The following is a 26756-nucleotide window of genomic DNA, read 5'->3' on the forward strand; positions in this document are numbered from 1 at the left end:
CGGCGGCGGCATCGGCGCAGCCGCACTCTGCGGCGGCGGCGGACAAGGCGACGCACTCATCGTCCGCGTCCCCAAGGGGTAATTACTTCCTGCTGACCAGACGGGTCGCCGAGCCCTCATCGCGCTCGTCGACCCGTCTGCTTCGTGCCGGAGGTTACTTGGGATCGAGCGTCGTCGAGCGGTTGCGCAACAACGCCTCGATCTCCGATCGTCGGTATCTCCGATGTCCGCCAAGCGTTCTCAGGGTTCCGACTTTGCCCTCCCTCGCCCATCTGGATACCGTGGTCCGGTCGACGTGGAACAGTGCCGCAACCTGTTTGGTCGTCAGCCACTCATCGACAGGTGCTGTGTGCTCTTCTTCTCGGCTCATTGACAGACATTCGCAGCCGCAGCCCGAATGGACGGGTCCGATGACGAATTGGCTACCCCAGGTGTGCTGTGAAAGACTCGCTGCAAAACTTTACTACCTCTTGGGGAAACTATGTCGAAGTCGGTAACTCTGATCCGTTCCACATCACTCTCTTCAGTCGCTGAATATGCCTATGCAGCAACGGCTCCCGCCGAGACCCGACTGATCTTCCTCGCAGGATCGTGCCCGTTGAACGAGGACGGCTCCACCGCCGCCATCGGCGACTACGCGGGACAGGCAGCCAAGGCCGTCGACAACCTCAGAACCGCCCTCTCGGACGCCGGCGCGTCCATCACCGATGTGATCAACACCCGCGTTCTGGTGGCGTCGAGCAGTCAAGAAGACCTCGTCGCGGTGTGGGAAGTAGTCCGCGACGCGTTCGCCGATCATGACGCCCCGAGCACTCTGATGGGAGTGACCGTTCTCGGTTACGACGATCAGTTGGTCGAGATCGAGGCAATCGCGGCCGTCGTCGACTGAACTCGAACCTGGCTGGACGTTCCTACCGGGGATCTTTCCTACCGGGGATCTTCGTGAGCAAGGGCCCGGTAGCCCTTTGCCCCCGCACGATCCACGGCGGCTCGCACAACAGCGAAGATGGCGCCCTGCAGTGCAGCGGCGATCAGGACTTCCCTACTCGACCTGCTCAGATCCTTGGGCTCGGGCGCATTCTTGTCGTCACCGATGCGCTTCCACACCTGTTGGAAAACAGCGCCCGCCAAAATGCCGCCCAGGACGCTCGTAGCCAGCGAGAGTGGCTTGTACATCGCTTTCGATACTGCGCTCATTGCGCGGATCCTCCGTAGTTCGATTCGTACCGCTTGAGCGGCTGACCGGCTCTCACTACCCCGCAGGCGAACTGTCGAAACATTGCACCGACGCGGCGCGAAGTTGACTGTCGCACGTTATGTTCCACGGTTTGCCATTTCGCGGGCCGGGTAGGATCGTCTTAGCGAAAGAAGGTTGGGTAAGTCATGGAAAACTACAGAATCGAACTACCGGACGGTACTACGGTGATGGAAGATTTCGTCTCGGATCGCGCCGCCATCGCATACGCGGTCGATCTGAATCACGGGTGTAGCGAGAAAGTATCGGTATTCCGCATCACCGACGAAGGGGAAACCATCCCGACTCGGATGTGCCCCAAGCCGAATCCTGGTTCGCGGCGTCGCGCGCGAAGCGCCCGATAGAAGCCGGTCAAGAAGCATCCAGACGGGGGAAGAGCGTCTCCCTTGCGAGCAGCAGCAAGGCCGCAGCGACCGGAATCGCCAGCAACGCACCGACAATACCGAGCAACGCTCCGCCCAACAGGACCGCGACCACAGTCACCAACGCCGGGACCGCCACCGTCTTGCCGATGATCTTCGGAACGAGTAGGTAGTCCTCGAGCAGACGTAACGCGATGAAGAACGCAACTGTCGCCAATGCCGTTGGGACAGAGACTGTCAGGGAGACCAGGGCGACGATAACCCCTGCGATCGTGGAACCGACTATCGGGATCAGATCGAGCAGAGCGACCAGCAGTGCCAGGATCAACGGGTACGGCACATCGAAGATCAACAACCAAGCGAAGGTGCACACTGCGGTGATCACGGAGATCAGAACATTGCCGAGGACGTACCCACCAACACCTGCCAGTATCTGGTCACCGATGGCGATTGCTCGGGGCCGCCGCGAATGTGGCACCAGCCGATACAGATTCGTGCGGATTCGTGGATAGTCAACCAAGAAGTACGTCGTCAGTACAGCAACGATTCCGGCGTCGGCGACTGCGCTGAACACCGCCCGCCCCGCACCGAGCAAACCCGTCGCGAGCGCAGAACCCGAACCATCCAGTTGTGTAGTGAGGTGCTGTTCGAGGTGATACTTCTCGTCGAGGTCGTTGACGATCGGGTACCGGTCACGAATGTGTGTCAGAAGTTCGGGAGCGTGCGATGCAAACTGACGTCCCTGCTCGACCAGCGGGGTGATCGCAGCGACGAGAAACAGGGCCAACATCACTGCAATTCCGAGGAGTACCACGGTGACCGCGATCCAGCGCCGGAAATGTCTCCGCTCCAGCCAGACGATCATGGGTTCAATGCCCACCGCGAGAAACAGCGCGACCACGATCAGGATCAGCATGCCTCGCGCCGCCAGCAGCACCTCGATCACCGCGTACGTCACGGCAACTCCGGCCGCGGCACTCAGACCGATGAAGAACGGTGAACGACGATCGAATCTCGGTCCGGGTTTGCCCAGCGGCCGGACGGGCGTCGCCAATGCCGCGGCTTCGCGTTCCGCTTCAGCCATCGGATCTACGGCTTGGACTTCGCTTTCGGATTCCGGTGATCGATCCGCGGAACTGGGATCCATTCAAGCCACCTCACGATCCGCAGGACTTCCCGGCACGGGAGTGAGTACCCGTGCCGTAATCGGATCAACCTCGCGGCTTCTCCGCTCCGCTTCGTGTCAGCGCGAGCCCGGTTCCCACAACGCCGATGATCGACACAGCGATGGCGATGCTCGGCCAACCGTCGCTCTGCCAGTAGACGTCGTCGAGAGTGATCAGTAGCGCGGCCTCGTCGACGATGAGTCCGAGCGCAATGCCCAACGCGATGCCCATCCAGGTTCTTGCGCGAGGACTTCGGTCTACGAGTCCGAAGATCGCCACCCCGGCCAACAGCAGAATTCCCCATAGATAGTGATGCAGGTGAGTGCCACCGGCGCTGATGTCGCCGACATCCCTGGTATCGATCTGGATCAACCACGTCACCAGACGTGCTCCACCGAACGTCAATGTGAAGGCCACCCACGCCAACACCAAGCCGCGGCGTGATTCGTCAACCTGATTCCATCTGCGAGGGAATCTGAATCGCTCGGCAGATTTCTCTTCGTCATGGTCTCGAGAAAGCATCCTCCATGTTTACCCGATGCCGCTCAGAGTCAGATTTCGGGGTGGATGCACCAAAACGTAAATCGATAACAAAAAAGCGGTACCCGATCTCCGAAGAGATCGGGTACCGCTTTCTCAGCTACTCGCGCAGTATCGATCAATACCAGACTTTTCGTCCGCCCACTGCACGCCCGGTAGCACCGAGGATAGACAGAACTGCACCTACGACGACCAAGATGATGCCGACAGTGGTCAGAATGCTCAACCCCGTGAAAAAGCCGATCAACGCCAGAATAATGCCGAGAACAATCATGTGAGAACCTCATCCGGTATGCGTATAAAAATGATCTACTCAACTGACGCTACTACAGAAACTTCTCAATCGATAAATCCGATAAATACATTCATAAATACGAAACTCGTATTACTACCCAATAGTGTCGCCGTTAAAACATCAGCCTTTCTTTTACTTCTCCGTCACGGTTCCACGTCCTCGATCTTCGCCTCGACCGCCGGCGTGATGTGGCTCAATACGCAGCGCCAACGACCGTCTCGCCGGGCGAACACGTCGGTGGTCCACTCGTCGGCGTCGTACTGCCTGCCGTCGTAGTGCGCAGTATTGGTGATCCGCGTGGTGAACAGTGCAACGTCACCGAAGAAACGCACGCGAGCGCTCCCGACGCGGTCCATCGCCGAATGCGTCAGGTCACCCGAGGCCACGAAGCCCAGAAACTCCGCTTTGGTCGACACCCCGGATTCCGAGACGATCACCCAGTCGTCTGCCATGAAGTCGCCGATCCGTTCGGCGTCGTTCGAGCACATCGCGACGTTCCACTCGTCTGCGACAGCGATCAACGCCGCACTCTCCTGATCCGACATGTTTTCTCCCTGTCGTCGGGGCGTCACCCCTGGCGGGTGATGCCCCGACGACAGGGTTCCCGCAAGGCGGACGTCGAACCGACATGAACGACGAGAGGGCAGAGATGACCGACACCAGCCGCACCGAGAATGCAGCTCAGGCGTATATCTACGGATTTCCCCTCGTTTTCAATCTCGACCAGGTCCATCGGTACGTTCACGACGGTGTCGGAGCGAACCCCGCCGGACCAGACCACGGTAATCAGATTTCCCACGAACATTGCGTCGATCGTGGGCTGGTGGGCATGCGGTGGCGACGGCGACCTCCCCGCGGTGCACGCCTTGCAGGACGCCACCACCCTGACCGTCGTCGACTCCACCGGGAACTCGGCGGATCTCCCAGTCCCCGACTCCGGGGTAAGCCAGGACCTCCTGTTCCTCGAGAAATTCCGCATCTGGTCACAGGCCTTTCCGCCGGCCCCACGCGATCGAGAACTCCAGGATTCGTTCTCGCCGATCGGAATCACCGAGCACGGGGCTTCTCCCTATGTATCGCTGTCTGCCGACGACGCTGCGGCGCTCGCAGACGGGTTGACCGCCGGAGAGAAGAATCTGCACGAAGCACTCACGCACGGCTCCAGCCCCGAGGCCAACGGTTGGAAGCTGACTTTCCACGCCTTCGACTACAACCTCGACTACTTCGAGGTCGGCACAATCGACGATCCACAATTCAAGATCGCCGATCCCAGGTTACGCATCGTCGAACGCGCCGCGGCCGCCACGGGCGGGCTGTGGGGTAACCACCCTTACGAAGCGGCGTACATCATGACCTACGTCGACGATCAGGGCGAGCAGCTGAACGGAACCCACACCTACACAATCAGACTCGACCCCACTCCGCCGGTGAGCGCCTTCTGGTCGCTGACGATCACGATCAGCCACGAAGAGCCGAAAGATCTCACGGCGAAGGCAAACTGGCTGCCCGCCCCGCGCGGGGATTTCCGACCGGTACTGAGAATGTACGAACCTTCGCCGCCGTGCTCGATCAGTCCTACGTCGTCCCCGCCATCACTCGCTCGCGAGAATGACGGCTCGCGTCTGACGGCCTGCCTGGGGGGTAGGCCGTCAGACGGACGCAGAATCAGGCGTGTGTGCCGCCGTCGACACGGATCTCCGTGCCCGTGATGAAGGCACCATCGTCGGATGCCAGCATCGCGATAACTCCCGCAACACTTTCCGGCCCGGCCATGGGGGCACCACCGGACTCCAGATCAGTGCTCAGAATCGGTGACAACTTGCCGAAGAGCGACCAGTCGGTGTCTTCAGGCAAGTACGACGCCGTGGTGTCGGTGATCCCGCTCTTCACACTGCCCGGAGCTACCGCGACGGCACGCAGACCCTGCTTGCCGTATTCGAGAGCCAGTGCGTGAGTGAAGGACTGGATTCCTCCCTTACTTGCGGCATACGCGGCCATGTACGGGTGCGCGAAGGCAGCGGAGGTGGAACTGAAATTCACCACGACTGCGTTGCCGGCGGCAAGGAGAGCCGGCAGTGCCTGACGAGTGACGAGGAAAGTGCCCGTCAAGTTCACGGAGAGCACCTGATTCCACAGGTCCAGCGAGGTCTCGTGGGTGTGCCCACCACGCAGTATCCCGGCGGCGTTGACCAGTACGTTCAATCCGCCGAGAGTCGAAATCGCCTGACCCACAACCTCGATGACGGAACTCTCGTCACCGATATCGACGACGAGGGTGTCGAGGCGCCCCTCCGTCGAGGCATGTTCTGCCGACTTCCGGGTGTTCGCCAAACCCTTCTCGGAGATGTCGGCAGCAACCACTCGGCCACCTTCGGCGAGCAACCGCAGCGCGGTGGCCTGCCCGATTCCAGATCCTGCGCCGGTGACGAGAATACGACGACCTTCGAAACGATTCATTGCTGTGTACCTTTCACGAAAACGAGTTGGCTGGTAATCCAGGCTCGGTGGCGCCGACACTCACAACTCACCCGCGAGAAACTTCAGGTACGGGAAATGCGCAGCACTGCAACAGGTGCGGCACTGCGAAATCTCAGCGAGGCAATGCCCGCCGAAGTGGCGAATGTCAGACGGATCCGGCCGGTGCGGCCAAGGCTCTTTCGATCCAGACGAGACCAGAGGGGCGGCGGTCGATCGCCTTACGCCCCCGTCGGAATGTCGCTACGCCGAATCGGGCCGTGCGCAGTGCACGGCCGGAAGCGAGAGAAGAGCGGCGTATGGACATCACAAGCACGGTAGCAGCGCGAGCACAGGTCGCTCAAACGCATTGTTCGCGGAGCGTGTCCTTTCAGGTAAACAGATGTCGCTTCCGGACAACTGAACCTACTTAGGCAACACTAACCTGGTCGTCACCTCAACAATCCGATCCAGGAGCACAACTGATGACATGTGCACCGGACGTCGGCGGCACTACACCAACCAAGATGCCAACCAAGATGCCAACTGCGGTGCTACGCAGCGCCGACCACAATCGCGGACTCAACGACGTTCTCGCGACCGTCGAGGCAATGGAGCGACCGAGCGACCATCTACTGAGGATCACCGCTCGCTTGAGCGAGTCGACCGACGACCCAACCTGGTCACGCCCGAATGTGACGGTACGCATGAATCTCGGACCGGACTTCGACGACGCTTCGCGCGTGTACACGGTGAGTTCCTACGATTCAGCGAGCGGATCGATCGTCATCGACGTGGTCCTGCACGGACAGAAGAGCCAGACCGGGAAGGGTGGGCAGTTCGGTGCAGGCGACCTCGTCATCTGTTGTGACCCAGCCGATTCCGACGACGTCGGCAGGCAACTGCTCGATGATCGATTGCAACGCCGGTATTGCGGTGTCGTCCAGAAAAAGAGAGCGAGCTCGCCGATCCCGAGAGCTACGTAGTGTCGGGCGCCGGTGAGCGCAGTGAGAAGCGCGCAATCCGGAAGCACTTTCGGTCGACCGTCGGGCTCGACAAAAACGACGTCGCGATATTCGGCTACCCGAAGCAGGGCGTCAGCAACACCGAGATCGACCTCCATCGGCGCGAGAACTACGAGCGCATCCTCGCCGACGGCGGAACCCTGACCGACATCGACGACCTGGCCATCTAGATCTGATCGCGTACACCGGCCGACCTGACCGGCCGTGCACTGCGGTGATAAGTTCCTCTGTGCCAGCAGACCTCCACACAGGGGGTCAGGGAATCCGGTGTGAATCCGGAACTGACGCGCAGCGGTGAGGGTGACCGCCCGGGCTTACGCCACTGGATGAGAATCTGGGAAGGCGCTCGGGTGGGGCGATCTCGAGTCCGAATACCGGCTGGCAGCAGGGGTCAACAGACGCCTGTTCACACGGTAACGGGCTCCGCGAACGAGCCCCTGCGAGAACGAGATTCCATGCGTCTGTCCAGACTTCGCCTACCCGCCGCTGCCGTTGCAGCCCTGTTGGGCGCATCGTTGGTTGCCTGTTCCTCCGACGACAGTTCTGCCGAACAATCCAGCGCCTCAGTCCAGAACTGTGGCCGAGACGTCACGGTGGAGCGACCGATCGAACGGGCGATCGCGGTAAATCAGCCTGCGGCCGAAATGCTGTTCGCGCTGGGAGTGCAGGACCGGATGGCCGGCTACGCCATGAGCGATGACGACGTCCTCCCCGAACTGCGCGAGGCGCGTGGTCAGGTGAAGGCCTTCGACACCGAGTTCCCTTCATTCGAGAGTGTCCTCGAACGCGAACCGGACATGGTCTACACGACCTTCAACTACACGTTCACCTCGGAAGGCATCGCCGACCGGACCAAGTTCACCGACCTCGGGGTCGCGACGTATCAGTCGCCCAGTGAGTGCACCGGTCAGGATGCCGAGCAGAGCAAGGCCCTCACGCTCGACGACCTCTACTCCGAAATCGGCGACGTGGCAACACTGTTCGATGTCAAAGACAAAGGTTCCGAGCTGACCGAGAGCCTGAAGGATCGCGCGGCCACCGCCACGGCGTCACTGGGAGCCGAAAACGTGACGTTGGCGTGGTGGTACGCCGCCACGAAGACTCCGTACTTCGCCGGATGTTGCGGCGCACCGGGAATCATGACCGATGCGGTGGGTGCGAAAAACGCCTTCGACGACAACAAACAGTACTGGCCCGAAATCGGTTGGGAGAGTGTGCTCGATCGAGACCCGACCGTGCTGGTGCTCGCTGATCTCGACCGCGGCGGAGACGGTGACAGTGCCGCAGACAAGATCGCGTTCCTCGAATCGGACCCGGTCGCCAGCAAGCTCACCGCAGTGAAGAACAAGCGTTACATCATCCTCGAAGGCACGACGATGGATCCCTCGATCCGCAATGTCGGTGGCATCGAACAGCTCTCCGACGGGCTGCGCCAGTTGGGTGTGGTCTAGATGTCCGCGGAGATCAGAGAACTGGTGCGTCAGTGGGACGACCAGCAAGCGGCATACATCGCGGATCGCGAGAAGCGCTTCGACGTGATTCTCGACGTTCTCGAATTGCAGTACGCGCAGACACCCTTCACGGTCGTCGACCTCGCCTGCGGGCCGGGTTCACTGAGCGCCCGGATCCTCGAGAAGTTCGAGCACGCCGGCGTTGTAGGGATCGATTACGACCCGATGCTGCTGGAAGTCACCCGTCAGTCGTCGACTCGTTTCGGTGGCCGACTGCAGCTGATCGACGCAGACCTGGCGGGAGCCGATTGGCCGACTGCAGTGACTGCGCCGGTTCAGGCGATCGTGTCGACGACCGCACTGCACTGGTTGCAACCGCAGCAGCTCGTCGAGGTGTACCGGCAGTGCCGCGAACTGCTGAGCCCAGACGGTGTCCTGCTCAACGGTGATCACTTTCGCTTCGACGGCCGCTCCCCCGTCATAAGGCGATGGGCGAAGGCTCACGACGAGCAGACACAACGCTCCGCTTTTGCGGCCGGTGCTCCCGAGTGGGACAGCTGGTGGGACGGGTTGCGGGCCACTCCCGGCATCGGGGCACTGACCGACGAGCGTGAGCGCAGATTCGCCGGACGTGACGCCGCCGCGCCCACCGCCGTCGACTTCCAGTTGGCGGCGCTCGCGCAGGCAGGTTTTCGGGAGTCGGGAACGGTCTGGCAACTGTTCGACGACTACGTGGTCTACGGCGTGAGATGACGACAAGAGTTCGGCTGCGTGACAACCCGAAATCCGTCACCCTGCTGTGGGTGATCGGTGTTGTCACGCTGGCCGGTTCGGCCGCCGTGGCGATCACGTTGGGGCCGGCCGGTCTGTCGGTCGGCGAGGTGGCCTCGATCGTCGTCGGCCATCTCGGCGGTACCGCGGCGGACGTCACCCCTATCCGCGACGGCATCGTGTGGGATCTCCGTCTGCCGCGTACTCTGCTCGCCGCGCTCTGCGGTGCGGGCCTCGGATTGTGCGGAGCGATCATGCAGTCGCTGCTTCGCAATCCGCTGGCCGATCCGTTTGTCCTCGGTATCTCGTCCGGGGCCTCGACCGGTGCCGTTCTGATCGTGATCCTCGGAGTGGGGTCAGGGGTGGTCGGATTGTCGAGCGGCGCCTTCATCGGCGCGGTGATCTCCTTCGCTCTGGTGCTGCTGCTCGCCCATGCGGCCGGCGGCACGCCGGATCGGGTGATCCTGGCCGGTGTCGCCGCGACCCAACTGTTCTCCGCGCTCACCTCGTTCATCGTCATCACCTCGGCCGATCCAGAGCAGACCCGCGGTGTGATGTTCTGGCTCCTGGGCTCACTCGGCGGCGCCGATTGGCTCGATGTCGCGCTCTGCGCGGCGGTGGTGGCAGTCGGCCTCGTGGTCTGTCTAACTCACTCCCGTGCACTCGACGCCATTGCCTTCGGTGAAGACGCGGCGTCGTCGCTGGGAGTGAACGTGTGGCGGGTACGGCTGACCTTGTTGCTGGCAACAGCTTTGATGACCGCGGTGATCGTGAGCGTCGCAGGCGCCATCGGCTTCGTGGGCCTCGTCCTCCCGCACGCGGCGCGGGCTCTCGTCGGTCCGAGTCACCGGCGACTGCTGCCCGCGTCCGCACTGATCGGCTCGATCTTCCTCGTCTGGGTCGACGCTGTGGCACGCACAGCCATTGCGCCGCAAGAACTCCCGGCCGGTGTGGTGACCGCGCTGGTCGGTGTGCCCGCGTTTGCCGTCATCCTCTGGAGACGGAAGGCCAGGCCATGACACTCGAAGCAACCGGTATCAGCTGGCGCGTCGGCGGGGCACTCATCGTCGATGACCTCGATGTCTCCCCCACCACCGGCAGCACGGTGGGACTTCTCGGCCCCAACGGCTCGGGAAAGTCGACGCTGCTGAAACTTCTTGCCGGGCAGAATCGTCCGACAGCCGGCGAAGTGACCCTGGACCAGACTCCGTTGTCCGACTGGAAACGCCGCGACGTCGCGCGCCGGATCGCCACCGTCGACCAGCACAGCAACACCGAGATCGATCTGACTGTTGCCGAGGTCGTCGAACTCGGACGCACACCGCACCGCGGACTGTGGGGCGGGCAATCCGATTCCGATCGCGACGCCGTCCGCGCAGCGATCGAACACACCGGCCTCGCCGGAATGCTGGACCGGTCGTGGCACACCTTGTCCGGAGGGGAGCGACAGCGCGTCCAGATCGCGCGCGCCCTCGCCCAGGAACCCCACGAGCTGCTACTCGACGAACCGACCAATCACCTGGACATCAACCACCAACTCGAACTGCTCGCGCTCGTACGACGCCTGCCCACCACCACGATCATGGCATTGCACGATCTGAATCTGGCCGCCATGTTCTGCGATTCGATAGTGATGCTGAACCGGGGATCCATCGTTGCCCACGGGAGCCCGACCGAGGTCCTCACCGCCGACCTGATAGCCGAGGTCTACCAGGTCGACGCCGAGGTCCGCCTGGATGGTCCCGGGGGCGTACCCACCGTGCGATACCTTCCGCCTTGCCACGTTTAACCGTTCCGAGTGCCAATATGGATACGTGACCCTCGATGATGTCGCCGACGAGTTATACGGCCTCGAACCCGGCGAGTTCGTCGAGGCGCGTACACATCATGTGAGGACTGCCCGTGAGGACAACAACCGCACACTGGCTGCGGAGATCGGAAAACTTCGGAAGCCGACCACCGTGGGCTGGTTGGTGAATCTCATATCGCGCGATCTACCGCAAGATCTGGATGCACTTCTGGCGCTCGGCGAATCGCTACGCGATGCCCAGCGCCATCTGTCTGGCCCGGACCTGCGCCGACTGACGACACAGAGGCAGCAGGTGGTGCGGAGTCTCGCCCACAAATCCGGTGAGATCGCGGCTTCGCGTGGAAAGAGTGTGGGTGAGGATGCGTTACGTGATGTCGCGCAGACCCTCAATGCCGCCCTGGCCGACAAGGAGACTGCCGCGCAGGTCCGACTGGGACGAGTTGTGACCGCCGCGAGTTACAGCGGTTTCGGACCCGCCGGGCTCGCAGTGGTGAAAGAGAAATCACCGCAGCAGACCCCGGTTGAAGAGCCGCAGACTCCGAAGTCGAAAACTCCGGACCTGAAGGCCGAACGTGCCAGGGCAAAAGCAGAATTACAGGAAGCCACGGCGCAGGCCGACGAGATCCGCCGCCGGGTGAAGGCAGAGACCGCCGAACACGAGGAGGCCAGAACGACGCTTTCCGACGTCGAACGTCGCGTTGAAGAACTGCGCGCCGAACTCGAGCACGCCGAGCAACAACGGCAATTCGCACGGAACGCCGAGAAGGCTGGTAACGCTGCGGTTCGAGAATCCGAGAAGGCACTTCGTGCTGCTGAGCGGCGGATCGAGGAAGCAGAGCGCACCGTCGACGACTTGGAATGAGAATGGCGCTCGGAGCGTCGAAATCGGTGGGCGGGCCTCAGCGTTCGGACTCGCCAACGGAATTGCAGACTGATCAGCCCGCGGCAGCTTCGAGCTCACTCAAGGATTCCTCGAGGTGACCAAGGAGCCGCTGCAGGTGAGGGACGTTACGGCGGCAGCCGACGAGACCGAACTGCATGGTGTCCGCGTAGCCGATGACGGTGATGTTCATTGCCTGCCCGTCCAACGGAATCGAAGCCGGATAGCAACTCTCGAGCTTCGCGCCATTCCAGTATCGCGTCGTCGTCGGGCCGGGGACGTTGGAAATCACCAGATTGAAGACTGGACGCCCGGTGATCAGTCGGGAGGAACCAGGGATCAGCGGCAACCCTAGGCCCGCGACGTTCAATGCACTGAGCGCCGTGATCTGAAGGGGCGTCAGGCCTGACATCAGGGACTTGGCGCTACTCATCGAGTCGTGAATTCTCTGAAGTCGGGCCGCCGGATCCGCCAATTCGGTTGCCAGATCACACAACACCGCACCTACGGCATTGCCGGAAGCCTCACCCTCTTCGCCTTTACGAAGGGATACCGGCACCATCGCGATCAACGGTTTGTCCGGCAACTCGTCCAGTTCGATCAGGTATTGCCGCAGCGCGCCCGCGCACATTGCCAACACCGCATCGTTGAGCGTCACGTCTGCAACGCAACTGACCTTGCGCAGGCGCTCGATCGGCCACGACTGCGCCGCTACACGCCTCGCTCCGGTGATCGGGACGTTGAAGATCGATTTCGGGGCAGCAAACGGCAACGGTGCGACGTGGTCCTTCACTGCCGAGGCAGCGGCGTTCACTATCGCAGGGCCTACCCCGACCACATCTTGCACGGTGTCGATCACGGAGCCCACACGTCTCTGCAGGTCCAGCCCGCGACTGGCTCGGAGCCGCCTCGAAGAAGGTCGCTGCGCCCACGGCGGCATCGACTCTCGATCGAGCGGATCCGACGAGAGACTGCGATACCACGCCTGAACAGCAGACACACCGTCCATGAGCGCATGGTGCGTCTTCATGTACACGGCAACTCGGCCGTCCGCGAGGCCTTCGATCACATACGCCTCCCATAGCGGCCGATGCCGATCGAGCAGCGTGCCGTGCAGCATCGAGGTCAGCTCCAGCAGCTCACGAACTCGACCGGGCCTGGGCAGCGCAAGCAACCGGACGTGATATTCGAGATCGACGTCCTCGTCCTCCGTCCAACGCACCGGCGCGAAGTTCGACAGGAACTGCACCGGCTTGCGGCGAAAGAGGGGGCGGATCGACTCGACGTCGGTGAGCGAACGGTAGAGCGATCTAGCGAATTCGCCGTCGTCCCCTTCCGGTGGAACGAACAGTGACAGGCCGCCGACATGCATGGGGTGCTCCCGTGACTCCATCAGCAGGAACATCGAGTCGAGCGGCAGCATCAGCGCCATGGCGATCCGTTCTCTCGGGCGGGTGTCCGGAGCACCGGTTAACCGCTGTTCGACAAAGTTACTCGCCTTGACTGCCCACATTGTTGACTCCGACAAAACATAGCCCGGCTCGATTTTGGCGGGAGGCCGATGTCCCCCTCGACGACCGCCATCTTGGCTGAAGTACTTCACGGCGATTCGGGATCGAATGATGAGACACAGGGCATTGCAACGAATTTCAATGCTCACGGCCACAAGTAGTAGCGGAGCCGATCGCAGTAATACTTTTGTCGGAATTGTTTCAAATTGTCTGTACATCCGAGTCACACGTGACTACCGTCACTCATCATCACAATCCCGACTGGTCGGTTGCACCCAAAGGAGAAATACATGTCCCGACGTTCGACGTCGCGTGGGCCTTTCAACGCGCTCGCCACCGCAACTGTGCTCGCCACCGTCACTGCGGTGGGTGCCCTATCGGCAGGTATTGCAGGCGCCGCCCCAACTGTGGAGACTCCCTTCGGCGGTTGGGATTCATGTCCCATCGACAATCCCGAGACCAGTACCTGCATGGATGTCACAGTCACCGGCGGAAACATGAAGATCGGCAAGCTCTCCGTCAGCATTCCCACCGGGGCGATGCGCATCGCCGGCGGAGTTGCCTACCGGGAGAATCCGGAGGCTGAATTCGGATTCGACCAAGTATTCATCCCGCCGAACGACAACAGTCGGGGGATCTACGCCAAGCCCATCGAGATCCCCGGCGGCGCACTCGGAATCGACCTACCGTTCAACAATCTCTTCGGACTGAACAAGGCCTCGGCCACCGTCGAGTCGACGTCTGCACTCCCCACCGTGGATGCATTTCAGCTTGGTGTGAAGTTACCCGTCAAACTGAAGATCGCGAACCCTCTCCTCGGCGGCAAATGCTACCTAGGCTCGGACAGCAGCCCCGTCCAGCTCAACTTGGACGTGACGGAATACGGTGTCCTCGAAGAAGTTCCAGGTTTTCCGGACACCGCTGTCGTTCGAAATACCGGACACACCGGACAGCCCTTCGCGGTCCCGACAGCATCCGGATGTGGTCCGTTCGGCGTTCTGAATCCCATCGTGAACTGGCGTGCCGGTCTTCCCTCGTCCACCACGTCCAACTCCCTGACCACAACGAGTGATGTCTACAACATCGGTGCCGACAGCCTCAGGCCCCAGCCGGCCGGATCGCCCGAACCCGCCGCCGTCATCGCCGAACGTAGCGCCAACTAGCAATTCAGCTCACTACCAGCCGGAACCGTCAGCGCCGAAAGATTTCTCACCCCGAACGGAGATCACTTGTCCATGCGCACAATACGATTCAGAGCCGCGCTCGCCGTCGTCGCAGCAGGAGTCCTCACTCTCGGGGCGGTGTCAACCGCGACGGCGGCCCCGCTGCCCAACGCCCCGTTCGGGGGTTGGGGCAAGTGCCCGATAGCCAATCCGGAGACGAGCACCTGCGTCGACGTTGTCGTCAAAGGCGGCGAAATGAACATCAACGGGCTCAAAGTACCGATTCCTTCCGGCTCGTTGAATATCGCCGGCGGTGTCGCCTATCGCGAGAACCCCGACGCAGAATTCGGGTTCGACCAGATCTTCATACCTCCAACTGACGGCACCAAAGGCGTCTATTCCACCCCCATCGAGGTGCCGGGCGGAATCTTCGGACTCGGTCTTCCGTTCCCCGGCGGCCTGACCACTATCAAGGCGACCGTCGAGCCGGTCGCGTTGCCAACAGTCGACGCATTCCAACTCGGCGTCACACTTCCGGCAAGATTGAAGATCTCCAACCCTCTGCTCGGCGGAAACTGCTATCTGGGTTCTGCGAGCAACCCAATCCTGTTCAAACTCGGAGTGTCCGAAAATGGTGTCCTGGAGGAAGTTCCAGGATTTCCGGATACCGCCGCCGTCAGAAACGTGACGCACGCCGACCAGAGCTTCGCGGTACCAGGTGCATCTGGATGCGGACTGTTCGGCGCATTGAATTGGGCCGTCAATCTTCGCGCGAACGTTCCGTCTTCGAGTGGTCACAACTCTTTGACCACCACAAGCGATGTGTTCAACATCGGCGCCGACAGCCTGCGGACGCAGTAGAGCAAGCACCGGCGACTCGAGAAGTATCACCGACAAAAAGGAGATATCGATGTCCCATACAGTTCGCCTCACCACCTTCGTCACAGCTGCCGCCGCAGCCGCGATTGCAGTCGCAGCCGGCACCGCTTTGGCTTCGACCGTCGTCACTCCAGCGGGTCAAGCCGTGACTGCTTCGAGCAGCAATCTCAGTATCAAGACAGGAACGATCACACTCACCTGCTCCAGCACCACGGGCTCCGGAACCATCCCAGTCGCGCCGGGTAACTCCAACACCGGCATCGGCGGGGTCAACGTCAGCATCGGCACCCCCAGCCTGACCGGATGCAAAGCCAACGGTCTACCCGCTGTGGTCACGACCTCCGGCTCGTGGCTATTGAACGTCTCGGCAGACACCGGATCGGCTCAGGGATCTCTCGTCATTCCTGCAGGAGGAGCAGTCGTCACGATGCCCGGATCCACCTGCACAGTCACCGTCGGGGCCAGCACTATCGGACCGCTGCCCTTCGATATTCCCAACCAGCGCGTCGTGGCAAGCAACACCGGCACTGTGAGCTACACGCGTACCGGCACCGGGCCCGTCTGCCCCGCCGCAGCCACTGGCACGGCAACGATGTCGGGCACACTTCAGTTCGCGTCGGCCTCGCCGATCAACGTGACACCGTGACGATCGACAGGTAGACAGCAAATCTCGTTGGGGGATCGACGCTTCCGTCGGTCCCCCAACGAACGTCCGACGGCCCGGACCCACACACGACCACATCGGTTGCGGCGCAAAGTGGACCAGGGCTTCATTCATCTCCTACCTCGGTGGCGTCGAGTAACGCGCCGAGCGCGCGGTGGAGTTCGGCAAGCTCACGTCCGCCGGCTTTCGTCAGTACGCGAGTATTTTCCGCGTCCAATTCGCGGACAATGTCTTTGGCGAGCACGATAACCCGTTTTCCCTCGTCGCTGAGATCTAGGCAAACGGCGCGAGCATCGCGGCTGTCGCGTTCGCTGACAACAAATCCGCCCTTCTCCAAAGCTCGCACGAGCTTGGATATGTAGATTCGCTGCAACCCTGTCTGTGCGGCAAGTTCTCGCTGACTAGGCCTCTCCCCCTCACTCACGAGACCGTGAAGTGACGCAAGCACCGAATACTGGGCGTGAGTCAACCCGAGATGCGCGACCGCTCTGTCAACTCCCGCCCGCCAGCGCAGGGCAAGATGCCACACCAGCGACCCCGTAGTCCATGTTTCTCGATCTTGCATACATATAGAGTACATGGCTACTATCCCAATTAGAGTATATGGAAACTATTTTGAGGAGTCGCAATGCCTACAATTTCCGTGCTCGACTCGACCATGGCTTACAGCTCGTGCGGCGAAGGCACACCCTTCGTACTGCTCCACGGAAATCCCACATCCTCGTATTTGTGGCGAAACATACTGCCACACATAGGAAATATCGGCCGTGCACTTGCTCCCGACCTCATCGGAATGGGCGCGTCCGGCAAGCCCGCAATCGACTACGGTTTCCTCGACACCGCCCGCTATCTCGATGCCTGGTTCGACGAGATGGAGCTCGACGACGTCGTACTCGTCGGGCACGACTGGGGTGGAGCACTCGCCCTCGACTGGGCTACCCGCCACCCCGATCGCGTCCGAGGTGTCGCACTGTTCGAAACGATCCTCCGTCCGATGACCTGGGACGAGCACTTCCCGGGAGACGCACGAGCACGAGTCGCGGCACTGAGAGCCTCTGGGACCGGCGAGACGAAGGTACTCGACGAGAACTTCTTCCTCGAAATCGCGCTTCACAGAACAGTTCTCGGGGGTCTTTCCAAAACAGACGTCGACGCCTATCGTGCTCCCTACCCCATCCGTGAGAGTCGCCGGCCCCTGCTCGCGTGGCCACGATCCTTCCCCATCGAAGGAAGTCCCGCTGAAGTGAATGCACGTGTGTCGGCGTACAGCGAATTGCTCGCGGAAAGCACCGAGGTACCCAAACTCCTTCTCACCTTCAGCGGCCCCGCCGAACTTCTCATGGTCGGACCCGACGAAGTCGCGTGGAGCCGATCGAACATCGCGAATCTCGAGGTGACCGAGTGCGGTCCCGCAGGGCATCTCGCCCCCGAGGATCAGCCCTCGGCAATCGCCGCGGCAATCACCGAATGGACACAGCGGCAACACCGTTTCATCCGCGAGTGACTCGACTCCGTCGCCAAGCGCTCCGAGCGCCGTTTCGCCGACGCGGGCAGTAGCGCCCCAGACCTTGCTCCGAAATATGGGACCGACACCACCTCCGCCGGATTTGTCCGATATAACTAACGGGCGAGTACGCCGGTTGGGTCGAGGTCGAGAACGAGGGGGCGTGGATGGTAGAGGGGGCGTGGGTGGTAAATGAGGACGGGCTGGGACAGACCTCGGAATCGGGGGCTCCACACAGAGTGGGCGGGTTTCTCTATCACCGCAGCGGCGACCGATGGGAGTGGTCGGACGAAGTTGCGCGGATTCACGGCTACGAACCCGGACAAGTAGACCCCACGACTGAATTGATGCTCTCGCACAAGCATCCTGAGGACCGAAGACACGTTGCACAGACACTGCTCGCCATCCGCACTTCAGGCGGCCCGTTCAGTAGCCGGCACCGCATCATCGACACTGCCGGGAACACACACTCGGTAATCGTCGTCGGAGACAGCGTCGTGGCTGAGTCAGGTGAAGTGGTGGGGAGCTCCGGCTTCTACATCGACGTCACCGAAACCCTGGACAGCAACGTAAAAGCATCCGTCGACGAATTGGTCAACGAAATCACCGTGTCTCGCGGAGTGATCGAGCAAGCCAAAGGCATGCTCATGGTGATCTACGGCATTTCGGCCGATCGCGCCTTCGACATCCTCGTGTGGCGTTCTCAAGAGACCAACGTGAAACTCAGGGATGTCGCCGAACAGTTGATAGTTCGGACACTGGACGACTTCCAGGTTCCGACACCACTGCGGACCCGGTTCGATCACTTGCTGTTGCAGGGTTGAATGACAACAGGGTTGAGGGATCTGCTTAAGGCGGTTCCCGTGGCTGGCTGCTCAACCTCGAGGAACCTCGCCCGCATTGATTCCGGGACGGTCCGATGCGGCCTATCCCCGTTGTTACCCAACACGGAGTAAATGGAAACTACTCGTCGCCGGACTTCTTGTCGGAGGTCTCCTCGACCAGTTCAGGTGCCTGTTCGCGAGTTGCCATTCCACCGTCGCCGCCCTTGTCCACGGGCCCTGGGTGCCCGCCCTTGGGCGACTGGTCGTTGTTGTCTTTCTCGGTCATGCGGTCATCCTCGTCATCTGGTCGTGTCAGTCATACGGCGTGCGACCTTACCGGAGCCTCGGCCCACCTCCCTCTCAATCTATCGCTCTCAGGACTTCCCGCAACCCTCACCGATTTTGTTTGCATTTCAACACTTTCGGGCAGGTGACTGCGAACAGCATTTCCACGAGGAGAGGTCGATCCCAGTGCGTGCAGTGACTTGGCAAGGCAAACGGAAAGTAAGCGTCGATAGGGTTCCGGACCCCACGATCATCGAGCCCACCGACGCGATCATCAAGGTCACCACGACGAACATCTGCGGATCAGATCTGCATCTGTACGAGACTTTGGGTGCGTTCATGAACGCAGGCGACATTCTCGGTCACGAACCGATGGGCATCGTCGAAGAAGTCGGGTCGGATGTCACGAATCTCGAGATAGGCGATCGCGTCGTGATCCCGTTCCAGATCTCGTGCGGCAATTGCTTCATGTGCGATTCGAGTCTCTACACCCAGTGTGAGACGACTCAGGTCCGCGATCAGGGAACGGGCGCAGCGTTGTTCGGCTTCTCCGAGCTGTACGGATCGGTGCCAGGTGGTCAGGCTGAATACTTACGAGTCCCGCAGGCACACTTCACACACATCAAAGTTCCCGAAGGTCCGGCGGATTCACGATTCGTCTATCTCTCCGACGTGCTTCCCACTGCCTGGCAGTCGGTCGAATACGCCGACATCCCGCCGGGTGGATCCGTGACCATCCTCGGTCTCGGACCGATCGGTGACATGGCTGCTCGCATCGCGCACCACAAAGGATTTCGGGTGATCGGCGTGGACCGAGTGCCCGAACGCCTTGCGCGCCTTGCCGAACGCGGTATCGAGACCCTCAACCTGGACGACTACGGCAGCAAGATCGGCGATGCCGTCAGAGACGCGACAAACGGCCGCGGAACCGATTCGGTGATCGACGCTGTCGGCATGGAAGCGCACGGGTCTCCGATCGGAAAGCTCGCGCAGCAGTTCGTCGGACTCCTTCCCGATGCTCTTGCCGCGCCTGCGATGCGCACCACAGGGATCGATCGGCTCGGTGCTGTCTATTCGGCCATCGACATCGTTCGGCGCGGGGGGACCATTTCTCTGATCGGTGTATACGGCGGAATGGTTGATCCACTGCCGCTGATGACCATGTTCGACAAGCAGATTCAGATCAGGATGGGCCAGGCGAACGTCAAGAAGTGGGTCGACGACATCATGCCCTTGCTCACTGACGACGACCCACTCGGCGTCGACGCCTTTTCCACTCATCAGCTGCCGCTCGATCAGGCGCCACACGCCTACGAGATCTTCCAGAAGAAGCAGGAAGGCGCGGTCAAGATCCAACTGAAACCGCACGGGTAATCCAACTCCGCAGTACTATCGCCCGATATGCCGTATTTGGATCGCGCCGGAGAAGTATTTGTCCTCCACCTGGGTAATGAAGGCGAGCCGGATACGCCGAATCCGTTCAATCCCCGGTGGCTCGACCAGGTCGAGGACCTCCTCACCGAAGTCGAAGACTTCGACGGTCCGGGAGCGCTGGTCACGACAGCTGTGGGCAAGTTCTATTCCACTGGGCTGGATACAGATTGGATTCTTCACAACGCCGATCAGGTCAACGGGTACATCGACCGCGTTCAAACCTTGTTCGCGCGAATGTTGACGTTTGCGATGCCCACCGTCGCCGCGCTTCCGGGACATGCCTTCGGCGGTGGTGCAATTCTGGCCGCCGCGCACGATCACGTCGTGATGCGAGAGGATCGCGGTTTCTTCTGCCTGCCAGGGATCACTATCGGCGCGAGTTACGCACCCGGAAGCATCGCCCTACTTGCATCACGTCTTCCGACACGCGCAGTCCACGACGCACTCGTCACAGGTAGGAGGTACGGCGGGATCGAAGCATTGTCAGCAGGATTCGTAGATCAAGTCGCGGCTGCGGACGATGTGCTCTCGACAGCTGTCGACTACGCACGCACGTTGACGCGAACTCGTGGACGCACGCTCAATGAGATCAAGGAACTGCTATATGCCGAGCCGTTGGCCCTCCTACGAACGCCAGTAGTCGGAATCGACAAGCAGGTGATACTGAAAGACAACTGACCGATACCACCGACCGTCGTACTCGCTTCACACACGCTCCACAGAAAGAAACTGAAACCGAAATGGCTCGCGAACTTACCGTCTCCGACAGCGTCGTCGTCAACGCCGACGCGCTCTCCCTCTACGAGCTCATCAGCGATCCCACTCGTATGGGTGCCTGGAGTCCCGAAAACTTAGGCGCAACCTTGCGAGGAGACAGAGAAAGAGCCTTCCTGGGCATGGAGTTCGACGGGCACAACAAGCGTGGGCGCGCGCAGTGGACCACGAGATGTACAGTCACTGCTGCCGACGCCGGGAAGCTCTTCGAATTCCGTGTTCACAAGATCGGCCTGAGTACTCCCCGGATCCCCGCCTCCATCGCAACCTGGCAGTACCGATTTTCACCGGTGCCCGACGGAACCCGAGTTACCGAAACGTGGACCGACGACAGACGCGGCTGGCCGGACTTCGCCGCCGAGATTTTCGACAAAATTGCCACCGGAGGAAAAACGTTCGCCGACTTTCAGCGCGGCAACATCCGCAAGACGCTCCTGAACCTCAAGAACGCAGTTGAGCAGGAGGTTTCCGGCATCGAAGGTAACGCCGGCTGACCAGCCGACACCATTTGTGGCAGTTTCTGCCACTTTTGGTACAGTGCGGATATGGCAACAGCCCGCCGCACCGCACTGCTTCTCCGCGTCTCGCAGAGTTGTGCTGCCGCTTTCGTCGAACGCGGTGATACTTCGACAACCATCGCCGAGCTCGCGGAGCGCGCGGAAATCTCCGAGCGAACGTTCTACCGCTGCTTCGCCACCAAAGAGGAGAGCATCTGGCCGATGCTCGACGACGGGAACCGGAGTCTCGTCGCTGCACTCGGTGAGCAGCCACGCGATTCCGGACTGGCGCCGGCTGTCCGGAACGCCTTCGTCGCCTCGGTCGGTGAGTCTTTCGAAGACATGACACGATCCCTGATGCCGATCATCTTCGGCGATGCCGCACTCCGGAGAGTGTGGGAATCAGCGACTTTCGAGACGATGGAGCTCATTCGCCCCGAAGTGGCCCGGCTGATCGATCGACCGGAAAACTCGCTCGACGCCACTGCAGCGGCGGGTCAATCGACGCTCGCCGTGGTCGCAGCACTGCGGGAAATGGCAGACGACCGAACACCTGCACTCACGGCAATCAACCGCGCACTCGACGCGTTTTCGACGTCGTATCTCGCGCACCCAACAGGTAAGGAACAATCATGACTCAAGATCTCTCCGGAAAAACCGTTCTAGTCACCGGTGGCGCCCGCGGCCTCGGTGAAGCGTTTGCGCGCGGCATCGTCGCAGGCAACGGGCGCGTGGTCATCGGCGACATCCTCGACGAAGACGGCCGAGCGGTAGCCGAATCTCTCGGCGAGGCAGCGCGTTACGTTCATCTCGACGTCACCGACCCGGGATCGTGGAAGTCCGCCGTCGAGTTCGCCGTGTCCGAGTTCGGCGCAATCAACGGACTGGTCAACAACGCGGGAATCTCCGCTTCCGGCCAGACTGTCACCGATGAACCCCTCGAAACGTTCCAACGGATCATCCAGATCAACCTGGTGTCCGTACATACCGGTATCCACACGGTGGTCCCGTTCATGAAGGCCGCCGGCGGCGGATCCATCGTGAACATTTCCTCGGCCGCAGGTCTGATGGGCATGGCTCTGACCAGCGGTTACGGCGCAGCCAAGTGGGGTGTGCGAGGACTGAGCAAGATCGCTGCCGTCGAGCTCGGTCGCGACAAGATCCGGGTCAACTCGGTTCACCCCGGCATGGTCCTGACGCCCATGACTGCACCGACGGGTATCAGCCTCGAAGAAGGCGCATTCCCCAACAATCCGTATCGCCGTGTCGGTCGCCCGGAAGAGTTGGTCGGTGCGGTCACCTACCTTCTTTCCGACGATGCCTCGTACACAACGGGTTCCGAGATCGCCGTCGACGGTGGCTGGACTGCCGGACCGTCGATCGAGTACATCGCCGGTCAGTAAAGTCGGGTTCCACCCCCGCCTGAGTCTGCGCAGTCCGAGCACCCTCAGGTGGACACCAACATCTCCCTGATTGCATTCGGAGAAGACAACTTTCGCAGTCGTTGTAGCGCCCGATGCAGGTCTAGTGACACCTGATCGGTCGTACGGGCAAGCGATGTGGCAGTCGCCTTGATGTCGAGGCCGACGATCAACCGCAACACCAGGACGTCGCGTTCGACAACCGGAAGGTCTGTTGGAGGCGGAAGCGGCCCACCGCTGAACCCGTCGGATGCCGCCCGAGCAATCGCGACGCTCGTTCGCGCGTACAACAGGCGCAGGAACGGCTGATTCGTCTCCGATCCGTCGCACACTGCCGTGAGAACCGCGACGCACGCGGCATCCGCGGCGGAGTCGGAGACGGCCCGATCAAGCTCGGCGCGGCACCGCAGCACAACCATCGGACGAAATGCCGCATACAAACTGGTCATGGACTCACGGCTACCGCTCCGTGCCGCGGCGACCAGCACCTCCAGCGAGCCTTCCTGCAGCATGGGCTCACATTCTCTCTTTCTCGACGGAAATTCGTTGTGCAATCCGAGGGATCAACTGGAACCGAATAGTCCGGCGAAGCGGTTCACAGTCGGCGCGGGTGCATGATCTTGCCGGCGTTGCCATTAATTCTGGTTGTCCTGACCCCGGCCGTCGCCCCGATCCCAGGCACCGCCCTGATCCCAGGTACCGCCCTGCCCGCCGTTTCCACCATGGCTCCAATCCTGGGAGCGATCACCACCCTGATCGCCATTCCAACTTCTTGCGTCGTTCCGGTGCGGATGGTCGTGTCATGAACAATCCGTTCTCCGTAGATTTCTCGAGGCTGTCTCACGCAGTCGTGAATGGGACACACACCAGTGAAGTCCTGCATCCTTGCCGCCCACTGGCACTAACCTGGCAAATTACTGGCAGGGTGTTGATTCAAACCGAACGCCTTGCACTGCAGAACTTTTCGATTTCTCGGGCTTGTCTTTGCTGCTCCAAGTCCGACCGTTCCGTTCCACGCGACAAGGGGTCACACGGGCGTAAGGTCGAGAGAGTTCGGCTCAGTCGTCAAGAGCGGAAGGACACCTAGACAATGCGAAGCGATGGAGATACGTGGGACATCGTCAGTAGCGTCGGACTCACCGCGCTGGCAGTGGCAACGTTCCGAGCATTGGAGAGCACCCGTCCGGACGCGATCATCGAAGACAAGTTCGCATCGTGGTTCGTAGAAGCCGCAGCCGAGCCACATTTCACAGCTCTTCTGAAAGACCCCGCACTCCTCGACGACACACCCTTCGGCGGTTTCATGGGTTTGCGAACCAGATTCTTCGACGAATTCTTCCTGTCGTCAACCGAATCCGGAGTAACCCAGGCGGTAATCGTTGCGGCAGGCTTGGATTCACGTGCGTACCGATTGGATTTCAACTCAGGATCGACAGTATTCGAAGTGGATCAGCCGAAGGTGTTGGAGTTCAAGGCCGAAGTGCTCGCTGCGCACGACGCACAGCCGAAGGCCGATAGACGCACTGTGCCTACTGATCTGCGCAACGACTGGCCGAACGCACTCGAGGAGGCTGGTTTCGATCCTAGCGAACCCACGGCCTGGTCGGCGGAAGGCCTGCTCGCCTATCTCCCGGGCCCGGCCCACGACGCCCTGTTCGAGCGGATCGACGAACTCTCGGCCACCGGTAGTCGCTTGGCGGTGAACGACTTTCCGGCCGGAACCGACCCGAGCAAGCTAGCGGCCATCAGATCCAAATACTTCACCAAGGACCCGTTCGGAGACCTTGACATTTCGCAACTGTTCTACAGCGACAAACGATCCGATCCGGGGCAGTGGTTGGCTGAACACAATTGGACCGTCCGTCGCTTCAGCTCAGTCGAGTTGGCAGAACTGTACGATCACCGGATCCCCGAACTCCCCGAACTCCCCGAACTCCCCGAAGAAATCGCAGCACTGTCGACGCAACCGTCCTTTTTGGCCGCCACCAAGAACTAACTCTCACTGTCATCACGAAAGTTCCTCGGGTGCAGACCTTCTCCCATTTATCCAGCTTCAACGTGCGTGTCACCACTACACGTCACCCCAGCCGACTGGGTCAACGATCAAGCTGTACGTCCTCGGCGCGGTCGCGACGGCTGTCGAGAACGGGACACTCTCCTGGGATCAGAAACTCACCATCACCGACGACCTCAAATCGATGCCCGGTGGGACCATGCAGGACCTGCCATCGGGAACTGAAGCCACGGTCCGGGGAACCGCCGGCAAGATGATCTCGATCAGCGACAACACCGCCACCGACATGCTGATCGCTGCTGTCGGGCGCGAGCAGGTCGAAGCCGAGTTCGCCCCGATGGGCATGGCGGATCCTTCGCTCAACATCCCGCTCAAGCCGACCCGCGCACTGTTCCAACTCGGCTGGGGCGACGAAGGCGCACAACGTATCGCTTGGCGCGACGGAACTCCGGACGAGCGTCGAGCGATACTCGCGGCGCTGCCGGGTGATCTGGTGGACATCCCGGCGTCTGCATTCACCACCCCCGCATGGCCTTTCGACATCGATTGGTTCGCCTCGCCTGCCGGCCTGCGTGCCGCGTTGGTCTCGTTGCAAGAGACGGCGAAGACCGAGAGCGGCGCACCCGTTAGAGACATACTCGCCGAGGATCCGGCGCTCAGTGACGAGTCCGCGAATTGGTTAACCTACGGCGGATTCAAGGGCGGCAGCTCCATCGGGGTCCTTGCGGGTGCCTATTACATGGAACACGACGATCGTGCGTGGGTTGTCACCATGCAAACCCATGGTGAGGAGGCTGCACTGGTTGCCGACCCGGCTCTGTACTTCGATCCGGTAGACGCCGCGATGCTCTTGATCCAGAAGGATGCAACCAGCTAGAGCGCACTGGGCGGGTTGAACCCACGGACGCAGACTCCTACCTTCGACCGTGGAGAGGGCCGGATACAGAGAACCGCTGCGCATCCGGTGTCACCAGGATGCGCAGCGGCTTCGGTAAGTCTTAGCCCGTGGGAGGCTCAGTCTCGTCCGACGAGAATCCGTCGAAGAATGCGATGACCTTCTGAAGAAGTGTCGCGATGTCGAAATCTTCCAAGCTACCCATTGCGTTCGTCCTTTCGTTTAACACTGGAGGATGAAACGTGCATCGTGCAATTCCCAATGTAAAGCATCAATGAGATTATTTCTCGACCAGGCAACAATTCGACTGAAATGCCCCACTCAGCAAGATGTGAGCAAATTGCCACAAATAACAGCCCCACTAGCAATATTCCCATTATCCGCGACCCACGAATAGTTCCCAATTCGCAGGTGGGTAATTTTTGAGAAAAATTTCTGGGCGCGTCGATTCCGATAGATATTCTTGGCGACAGCCTCAACCACAGACTGCAAGGTAGACGAAGTTTCGACACAGAAGGTATGCAACTCTATCGGAACCTCGACCGCGATAACGAATCGATTGCAGCACTATCCTTGATACCTCTCCTCAGCTTTGGATTTCACATGTAACCACTAGCGATTTCCGCTGATCGACCGCAATACCAGTTCAGGGATCCGAGAGTCTGAATTGATACTGTGCACGCAATTAGCTGGTCATATATCGGCCGCCCCGCCGTAGCTCGAACTTCGTCAAAACTTCAAACAATCCTAATGCTGGACGTTAGTTTAGATGCGTTCGCATTTCTCCGGAACCAGCTCGATAAATGGGGACTGTTTCTTAATCGGTGTTTCGGCCCCAGACGCTGAGTGAATGCTCAGCGAGGGAGGTGCCGTGATGACGAC

At 60.8% G+C, this 26756-nt stretch carries 33 protein-coding genes and 1 riboswitch; of the genes, 21 read left to right on the top strand and 12 right to left on the bottom strand.

The window, feature by feature from the left end:
- Positions 1-154 precede the first annotated feature (154 nt).
- Positions 155-370, bottom strand: coding sequence for a BldC family transcriptional regulator (locus R4P65_RS31655; RefSeq protein WP_230815090.1), 216 nt, complete (start codon positions 368-370; stop codon positions 155-157).
- Between the two features lie 111 nt (positions 371-481).
- On the opposite strand from R4P65_RS31655, the gene R4P65_RS31660 reads away from it, so the two are divergent.
- On the top strand, positions 482-889 hold the full coding sequence (locus R4P65_RS31660) for a RidA family protein (protein ID WP_317829495.1): 408 nt from the start codon (positions 482-484) through the stop codon (positions 887-889).
- A gap of 38 nt (positions 890-927) precedes the next feature.
- Here R4P65_RS31660 and R4P65_RS31665 read toward each other — a convergent pair whose 3' ends face one another.
- The gene (locus tag R4P65_RS31665; RefSeq protein WP_209448388.1) at positions 928-1197 is read right to left on the bottom strand and encodes a DUF4235 domain-containing protein; all 270 of its coding nucleotides are present in this window, start codon (positions 1195-1197) and stop codon (positions 928-930) included.
- 186 nt (positions 1198-1383) lie between these two features.
- On the opposite strand from R4P65_RS31665, the gene R4P65_RS31670 reads away from it, so the two are divergent.
- Positions 1384-1599, top strand: a complete 216-nt coding sequence (locus tag R4P65_RS31670; protein ID WP_095971309.1) for a hypothetical protein — start codon at positions 1384-1386, stop codon at positions 1597-1599.
- A gap of 7 nt (positions 1600-1606) precedes the next feature.
- Here R4P65_RS31670 and R4P65_RS31675 read toward each other — a convergent pair whose 3' ends face one another.
- From R4P65_RS31675 to R4P65_RS31690, 4 genes are all read right to left on the bottom strand, one after another.
- Positions 1607-2764, bottom strand: a complete 1158-nt coding sequence (locus R4P65_RS31675) for an AI-2E family transporter (RefSeq protein ID WP_317829496.1) — start codon at positions 2762-2764, stop codon at positions 1607-1609.
- A gap of 64 nt (positions 2765-2828) precedes the next feature.
- On the bottom strand, positions 2829-3305 hold the full coding sequence (locus R4P65_RS31680; RefSeq protein WP_003945539.1) for a hypothetical protein: 477 nt from the start codon (positions 3303-3305) through the stop codon (positions 2829-2831).
- 136 nt (positions 3306-3441) lie between these two features.
- On the bottom strand, positions 3442-3597 hold the full coding sequence (locus R4P65_RS31685; protein WP_003945564.1) for a DUF6131 family protein: 156 nt from the start codon (positions 3595-3597) through the stop codon (positions 3442-3444).
- Positions 3598-3761: 164 nt separating this feature from the next.
- The gene (locus R4P65_RS31690; protein ID WP_317829497.1) at positions 3762-4163 is read right to left on the bottom strand and encodes a nuclear transport factor 2 family protein; all 402 of its coding nucleotides are present in this window, start codon (positions 4161-4163) and stop codon (positions 3762-3764) included.
- A 204-nt stretch (positions 4164-4367) separates the two neighbouring features.
- On the opposite strand from R4P65_RS31690, the gene R4P65_RS31695 reads away from it, so the two are divergent.
- A complete protein-coding gene (locus R4P65_RS31695; RefSeq protein ID WP_317829498.1) occupies positions 4368-5327 on the top strand; it encodes a DUF1214 domain-containing protein in 960 nt (319 codons plus the stop codon).
- On the opposite strand, the gene R4P65_RS31700 is transcribed toward R4P65_RS31695, so the two are convergent.
- Together R4P65_RS31700 and R4P65_RS31710 are read right to left on the bottom strand one after the other, a co-directional pair.
- Positions 5284-6075, bottom strand: coding sequence for an SDR family oxidoreductase (locus tag R4P65_RS31700; RefSeq protein ID WP_317829499.1), 792 nt, complete (start codon positions 6073-6075; stop codon positions 5284-5286). The genes R4P65_RS31695 and R4P65_RS31700 overlap by 44 nt on opposite strands.
- Before the next feature lie 764 nt (positions 6076-6839).
- Positions 6840-7094 (bottom strand): SIP domain-containing protein, encoded by a 255-nt coding sequence (locus tag R4P65_RS31710; protein ID WP_317829516.1) that lies wholly within the window; start codon positions 7092-7094, stop codon positions 6840-6842.
- Here R4P65_RS31710 and R4P65_RS31715 point away from each other — a divergent pair.
- The 6 genes from R4P65_RS31715 (at position 7058) to R4P65_RS31740 (ending at position 11991) form a co-directional block, all read left to right on the top strand.
- The gene (locus tag R4P65_RS31715; protein WP_317829500.1) at positions 7058-7267 is read left to right on the top strand and encodes a hypothetical protein; all 210 of its coding nucleotides are present in this window, start codon (positions 7058-7060) and stop codon (positions 7265-7267) included. The genes R4P65_RS31710 and R4P65_RS31715 overlap by 37 nt on opposite strands.
- A gap of 46 nt (positions 7268-7313) precedes the next feature.
- Positions 7314-7495: riboswitch (cobalamin riboswitch) on the top strand.
- A gap of 57 nt (positions 7496-7552) precedes the next feature.
- Positions 7553-8548 (top strand): ABC transporter substrate-binding protein, encoded by a 996-nt coding sequence (locus R4P65_RS31720; RefSeq protein ID WP_317829501.1) that lies wholly within the window; start codon positions 7553-7555, stop codon positions 8546-8548.
- The gene (locus tag R4P65_RS31725) at positions 8549-9301 is read left to right on the top strand and encodes a class I SAM-dependent methyltransferase (RefSeq protein WP_317829502.1); all 753 of its coding nucleotides are present in this window, start codon (positions 8549-8551) and stop codon (positions 9299-9301) included. It abuts the gene before it with no gap.
- Complete coding sequence (locus tag R4P65_RS31730) at positions 9298-10338, top strand: FecCD family ABC transporter permease (protein WP_317829503.1); 1041 nt, start codon at positions 9298-9300, stop codon at positions 10336-10338. The genes R4P65_RS31725 and R4P65_RS31730 overlap by 4 nt, the downstream gene beginning before the upstream one ends.
- Complete coding sequence (locus R4P65_RS31735) at positions 10335-11108, top strand: ABC transporter ATP-binding protein (protein ID WP_317829504.1); 774 nt, start codon at positions 10335-10337, stop codon at positions 11106-11108. The genes R4P65_RS31730 and R4P65_RS31735 overlap by 4 nt, the downstream gene beginning before the upstream one ends.
- 25 nt (positions 11109-11133) lie before the next feature.
- Positions 11134-11991, top strand: coding sequence for a hypothetical protein (locus R4P65_RS31740; RefSeq protein WP_317829505.1), 858 nt, complete (start codon positions 11134-11136; stop codon positions 11989-11991).
- Between the two features lie 73 nt (positions 11992-12064).
- Here the strand turns inward: R4P65_RS31740 and R4P65_RS31745 are convergent, their stop codons facing one another.
- A complete protein-coding gene (locus R4P65_RS31745) occupies positions 12065-13441 on the bottom strand; it encodes a wax ester/triacylglycerol synthase family O-acyltransferase (protein ID WP_317829517.1) in 1377 nt (458 codons plus the stop codon).
- Positions 13442-13810: 369 nt separating this feature from the next.
- On the opposite strand from R4P65_RS31745, the gene R4P65_RS31750 reads away from it, so the two are divergent.
- The 3 genes from R4P65_RS31750 to R4P65_RS31760 all read left to right on the top strand — a co-directional run bounded on the left by R4P65_RS31750 (position 13811) and on the right by R4P65_RS31760 (position 16208).
- Positions 13811-14683 carry a hypothetical protein gene (locus R4P65_RS31750; protein WP_317829506.1) on the top strand — a complete coding sequence of 291 codons (873 nt, stop codon included), beginning with the start codon at positions 13811-13813 and terminating at the stop codon, positions 14681-14683.
- Positions 14684-14755: 72 nt separating this feature from the next.
- The gene (locus tag R4P65_RS31755; protein WP_230815073.1) at positions 14756-15544 is read left to right on the top strand and encodes a hypothetical protein; all 789 of its coding nucleotides are present in this window, start codon (positions 14756-14758) and stop codon (positions 15542-15544) included.
- Positions 15545-15593: 49 nt separating this feature from the next.
- Positions 15594-16208, top strand: coding sequence for a hypothetical protein (locus R4P65_RS31760; RefSeq protein WP_317829507.1), 615 nt, complete (start codon positions 15594-15596; stop codon positions 16206-16208).
- Positions 16209-16332: 124 nt separating this feature from the next.
- Here the strand turns inward: R4P65_RS31760 and R4P65_RS31765 are convergent, their stop codons facing one another.
- Positions 16333-16791: a MarR family winged helix-turn-helix transcriptional regulator gene (locus tag R4P65_RS31765; RefSeq protein WP_230815071.1), complete on the bottom strand. Its 459-nt coding sequence runs from the start codon at positions 16789-16791 to the stop codon at positions 16333-16335.
- Positions 16792-16854: 63 nt separating this feature from the next.
- Between R4P65_RS31765 and R4P65_RS31770 the strand changes: the two genes are divergently transcribed.
- Together R4P65_RS31770 and R4P65_RS31775 are read left to right on the top strand one after the other, a co-directional pair.
- Positions 16855-17730, top strand: coding sequence for a haloalkane dehalogenase (locus R4P65_RS31770; protein ID WP_317829508.1), 876 nt, complete (start codon positions 16855-16857; stop codon positions 17728-17730).
- A gap of 185 nt (positions 17731-17915) precedes the next feature.
- Positions 17916-18554: a PAS and ANTAR domain-containing protein gene (locus R4P65_RS31775; protein WP_317829509.1), complete on the top strand. Its 639-nt coding sequence runs from the start codon at positions 17916-17918 to the stop codon at positions 18552-18554.
- Between the two features lie 139 nt (positions 18555-18693).
- Here R4P65_RS31775 and R4P65_RS31780 read toward each other — a convergent pair whose 3' ends face one another.
- Entirely contained in the window at positions 18694-18840 is a 147-nt protein-coding gene (locus tag R4P65_RS31780; RefSeq protein ID WP_283306116.1) for a hypothetical protein, read from the bottom strand.
- Positions 18841-19025: 185 nt separating this feature from the next.
- Here R4P65_RS31780 and R4P65_RS31785 point away from each other — a divergent pair, with 185 nt between their 5' ends.
- The 5 genes from R4P65_RS31785 to R4P65_RS31805 all read left to right on the top strand — a co-directional run bounded on the left by R4P65_RS31785 (position 19026) and on the right by R4P65_RS31805 (position 22947).
- A complete protein-coding gene (locus tag R4P65_RS31785; protein WP_317829510.1) occupies positions 19026-20213 on the top strand; it encodes a zinc-dependent alcohol dehydrogenase in 1188 nt (395 codons plus the stop codon).
- A gap of 27 nt (positions 20214-20240) precedes the next feature.
- Positions 20241-20951 carry an enoyl-CoA hydratase/isomerase family protein gene (locus R4P65_RS31790; protein WP_317829511.1) on the top strand — a complete coding sequence of 237 codons (711 nt, stop codon included), beginning with the start codon at positions 20241-20243 and terminating at the stop codon, positions 20949-20951.
- Positions 20952-21013: 62 nt separating this feature from the next.
- On the top strand, positions 21014-21541 hold the full coding sequence (locus R4P65_RS31795) for an SRPBCC family protein (protein WP_317829512.1): 528 nt from the start codon (positions 21014-21016) through the stop codon (positions 21539-21541).
- A 51-nt stretch (positions 21542-21592) separates the two neighbouring features.
- Positions 21593-22180, top strand: coding sequence for a TetR/AcrR family transcriptional regulator (locus R4P65_RS31800; protein ID WP_317829513.1), 588 nt, complete (start codon positions 21593-21595; stop codon positions 22178-22180).
- Positions 22177-22947: a glucose 1-dehydrogenase gene (locus tag R4P65_RS31805; protein WP_230815063.1), complete on the top strand. Its 771-nt coding sequence runs from the start codon at positions 22177-22179 to the stop codon at positions 22945-22947. Before R4P65_RS31800 ends, R4P65_RS31805 begins: the two co-directional genes overlap by 4 nt.
- A 44-nt stretch (positions 22948-22991) precedes the next feature.
- Here the strand turns inward: R4P65_RS31805 and R4P65_RS31810 are convergent, their stop codons facing one another.
- Entirely contained in the window at positions 22992-23477 is a 486-nt protein-coding gene (locus R4P65_RS31810) for an RNA polymerase subunit sigma (protein WP_317829514.1), read from the bottom strand.
- A 578-nt stretch (positions 23478-24055) separates the two neighbouring features.
- Here R4P65_RS31810 and R4P65_RS31815 point away from each other — a divergent pair.
- Both R4P65_RS31815 and R4P65_RS31820 read left to right on the top strand, forming a co-directional pair.
- Positions 24056-24961, top strand: a complete 906-nt coding sequence (locus R4P65_RS31815; RefSeq protein WP_317829515.1) for a class I SAM-dependent methyltransferase — start codon at positions 24056-24058, stop codon at positions 24959-24961.
- Positions 24962-25010: 49 nt separating this feature from the next.
- Entirely contained in the window at positions 25011-25856 is an 846-nt protein-coding gene (locus R4P65_RS31820; protein ID WP_317829518.1) for a serine hydrolase, read from the top strand.
- The last annotated feature ends 900 nt before the right edge of the window (positions 25857-26756 follow it).

It is taken from the genome of Rhodococcus sp. IEGM 1318 (genome assembly GCF_033142465.1).
GTDB lineage: Bacteria > Actinomycetota > Actinomycetes > Mycobacteriales > Mycobacteriaceae > Rhodococcus_F > Rhodococcus_F qingshengii_B.

Excerpts from the sequence above, each read along its gene's own strand:
- R4P65_RS31815 (WP_317829515.1), top strand. The coding sequence starts at position 24,056 with ATGCGAAGCGATGGAGATACGTGGGACATCGTCAGTAGCGTCGGACTC.
- R4P65_RS31700 (WP_317829499.1), bottom strand. The coding sequence starts at position 6,075 with ATGAATCGTTTCGAAGGTCGTCGTATTCTCGTCACCGGCGCAGGATCT.
- R4P65_RS31760 (WP_317829507.1), top strand. The coding sequence starts at position 15,594 with ATGTCCCATACAGTTCGCCTCACCACCTTCGTCACAGCTGCCGCCGCA.
- R4P65_RS31805 (WP_230815063.1), top strand. The coding sequence starts at position 22,177 with ATGACTCAAGATCTCTCCGGAAAAACCGTTCTAGTCACCGGTGGCGCC.
- R4P65_RS31780 (WP_283306116.1), bottom strand. The coding sequence starts at position 18,840 with ATGACCGAGAAAGACAACAACGACCAGTCGCCCAAGGGCGGGCACCCA.
- R4P65_RS31765 (WP_230815071.1), bottom strand. The coding sequence starts at position 16,791 with ATGCAAGATCGAGAAACATGGACTACGGGGTCGCTGGTGTGGCATCTT.
- R4P65_RS31795 (WP_317829512.1), top strand. The coding sequence starts at position 21,014 with ATGGCTCGCGAACTTACCGTCTCCGACAGCGTCGTCGTCAACGCCGAC.
- R4P65_RS31750 (WP_317829506.1), top strand. The coding sequence starts at position 13,811 with ATGTCCCGACGTTCGACGTCGCGTGGGCCTTTCAACGCGCTCGCCACC.
- R4P65_RS31790 (WP_317829511.1), top strand. The coding sequence starts at position 20,241 with ATGCCGTATTTGGATCGCGCCGGAGAAGTATTTGTCCTCCACCTGGGT.
- R4P65_RS31770 (WP_317829508.1), top strand. The coding sequence starts at position 16,855 with ATGCCTACAATTTCCGTGCTCGACTCGACCATGGCTTACAGCTCGTGC.
- R4P65_RS31730 (WP_317829503.1), top strand. The coding sequence starts at position 9,298 with ATGACGACAAGAGTTCGGCTGCGTGACAACCCGAAATCCGTCACCCTG.
- R4P65_RS31665 (WP_209448388.1), bottom strand. The coding sequence starts at position 1,197 with ATGAGCGCAGTATCGAAAGCGATGTACAAGCCACTCTCGCTGGCTACG.
- R4P65_RS31720 (WP_317829501.1), top strand. The coding sequence starts at position 7,553 with ATGCGTCTGTCCAGACTTCGCCTACCCGCCGCTGCCGTTGCAGCCCTG.
- R4P65_RS31670 (WP_095971309.1), top strand. The coding sequence starts at position 1,384 with ATGGAAAACTACAGAATCGAACTACCGGACGGTACTACGGTGATGGAA.
- R4P65_RS31655 (WP_230815090.1), bottom strand. The coding sequence starts at position 370 with ATGAGCCGAGAAGAAGAGCACACAGCACCTGTCGATGAGTGGCTGACG.
- R4P65_RS31735 (WP_317829504.1), top strand. The coding sequence starts at position 10,335 with ATGACACTCGAAGCAACCGGTATCAGCTGGCGCGTCGGCGGGGCACTC.
- R4P65_RS31810 (WP_317829514.1), bottom strand. The coding sequence starts at position 23,477 with ATGCTGCAGGAAGGCTCGCTGGAGGTGCTGGTCGCCGCGGCACGGAGC.
- R4P65_RS31660 (WP_317829495.1), top strand. The coding sequence starts at position 482 with ATGTCGAAGTCGGTAACTCTGATCCGTTCCACATCACTCTCTTCAGTC.
- R4P65_RS31800 (WP_317829513.1), top strand. The coding sequence starts at position 21,593 with ATGGCAACAGCCCGCCGCACCGCACTGCTTCTCCGCGTCTCGCAGAGT.
- R4P65_RS31675 (WP_317829496.1), bottom strand. The coding sequence starts at position 2,764 with ATGGATCCCAGTTCCGCGGATCGATCACCGGAATCCGAAAGCGAAGTC.
- R4P65_RS31745 (WP_317829517.1), bottom strand. The coding sequence starts at position 13,441 with ATGGCGCTGATGCTGCCGCTCGACTCGATGTTCCTGCTGATGGAGTCA.
- R4P65_RS31690 (WP_317829497.1), bottom strand. The coding sequence starts at position 4,163 with ATGTCGGATCAGGAGAGTGCGGCGTTGATCGCTGTCGCAGACGAGTGG.
- R4P65_RS31725 (WP_317829502.1), top strand. The coding sequence starts at position 8,549 with ATGTCCGCGGAGATCAGAGAACTGGTGCGTCAGTGGGACGACCAGCAA.
- R4P65_RS31685 (WP_003945564.1), bottom strand. The coding sequence starts at position 3,597 with ATGATTGTTCTCGGCATTATTCTGGCGTTGATCGGCTTTTTCACGGGG.
- R4P65_RS31680 (WP_003945539.1), bottom strand. The coding sequence starts at position 3,305 with ATGCTTTCTCGAGACCATGACGAAGAGAAATCTGCCGAGCGATTCAGA.
- R4P65_RS31755 (WP_230815073.1), top strand. The coding sequence starts at position 14,756 with ATGCGCACAATACGATTCAGAGCCGCGCTCGCCGTCGTCGCAGCAGGA.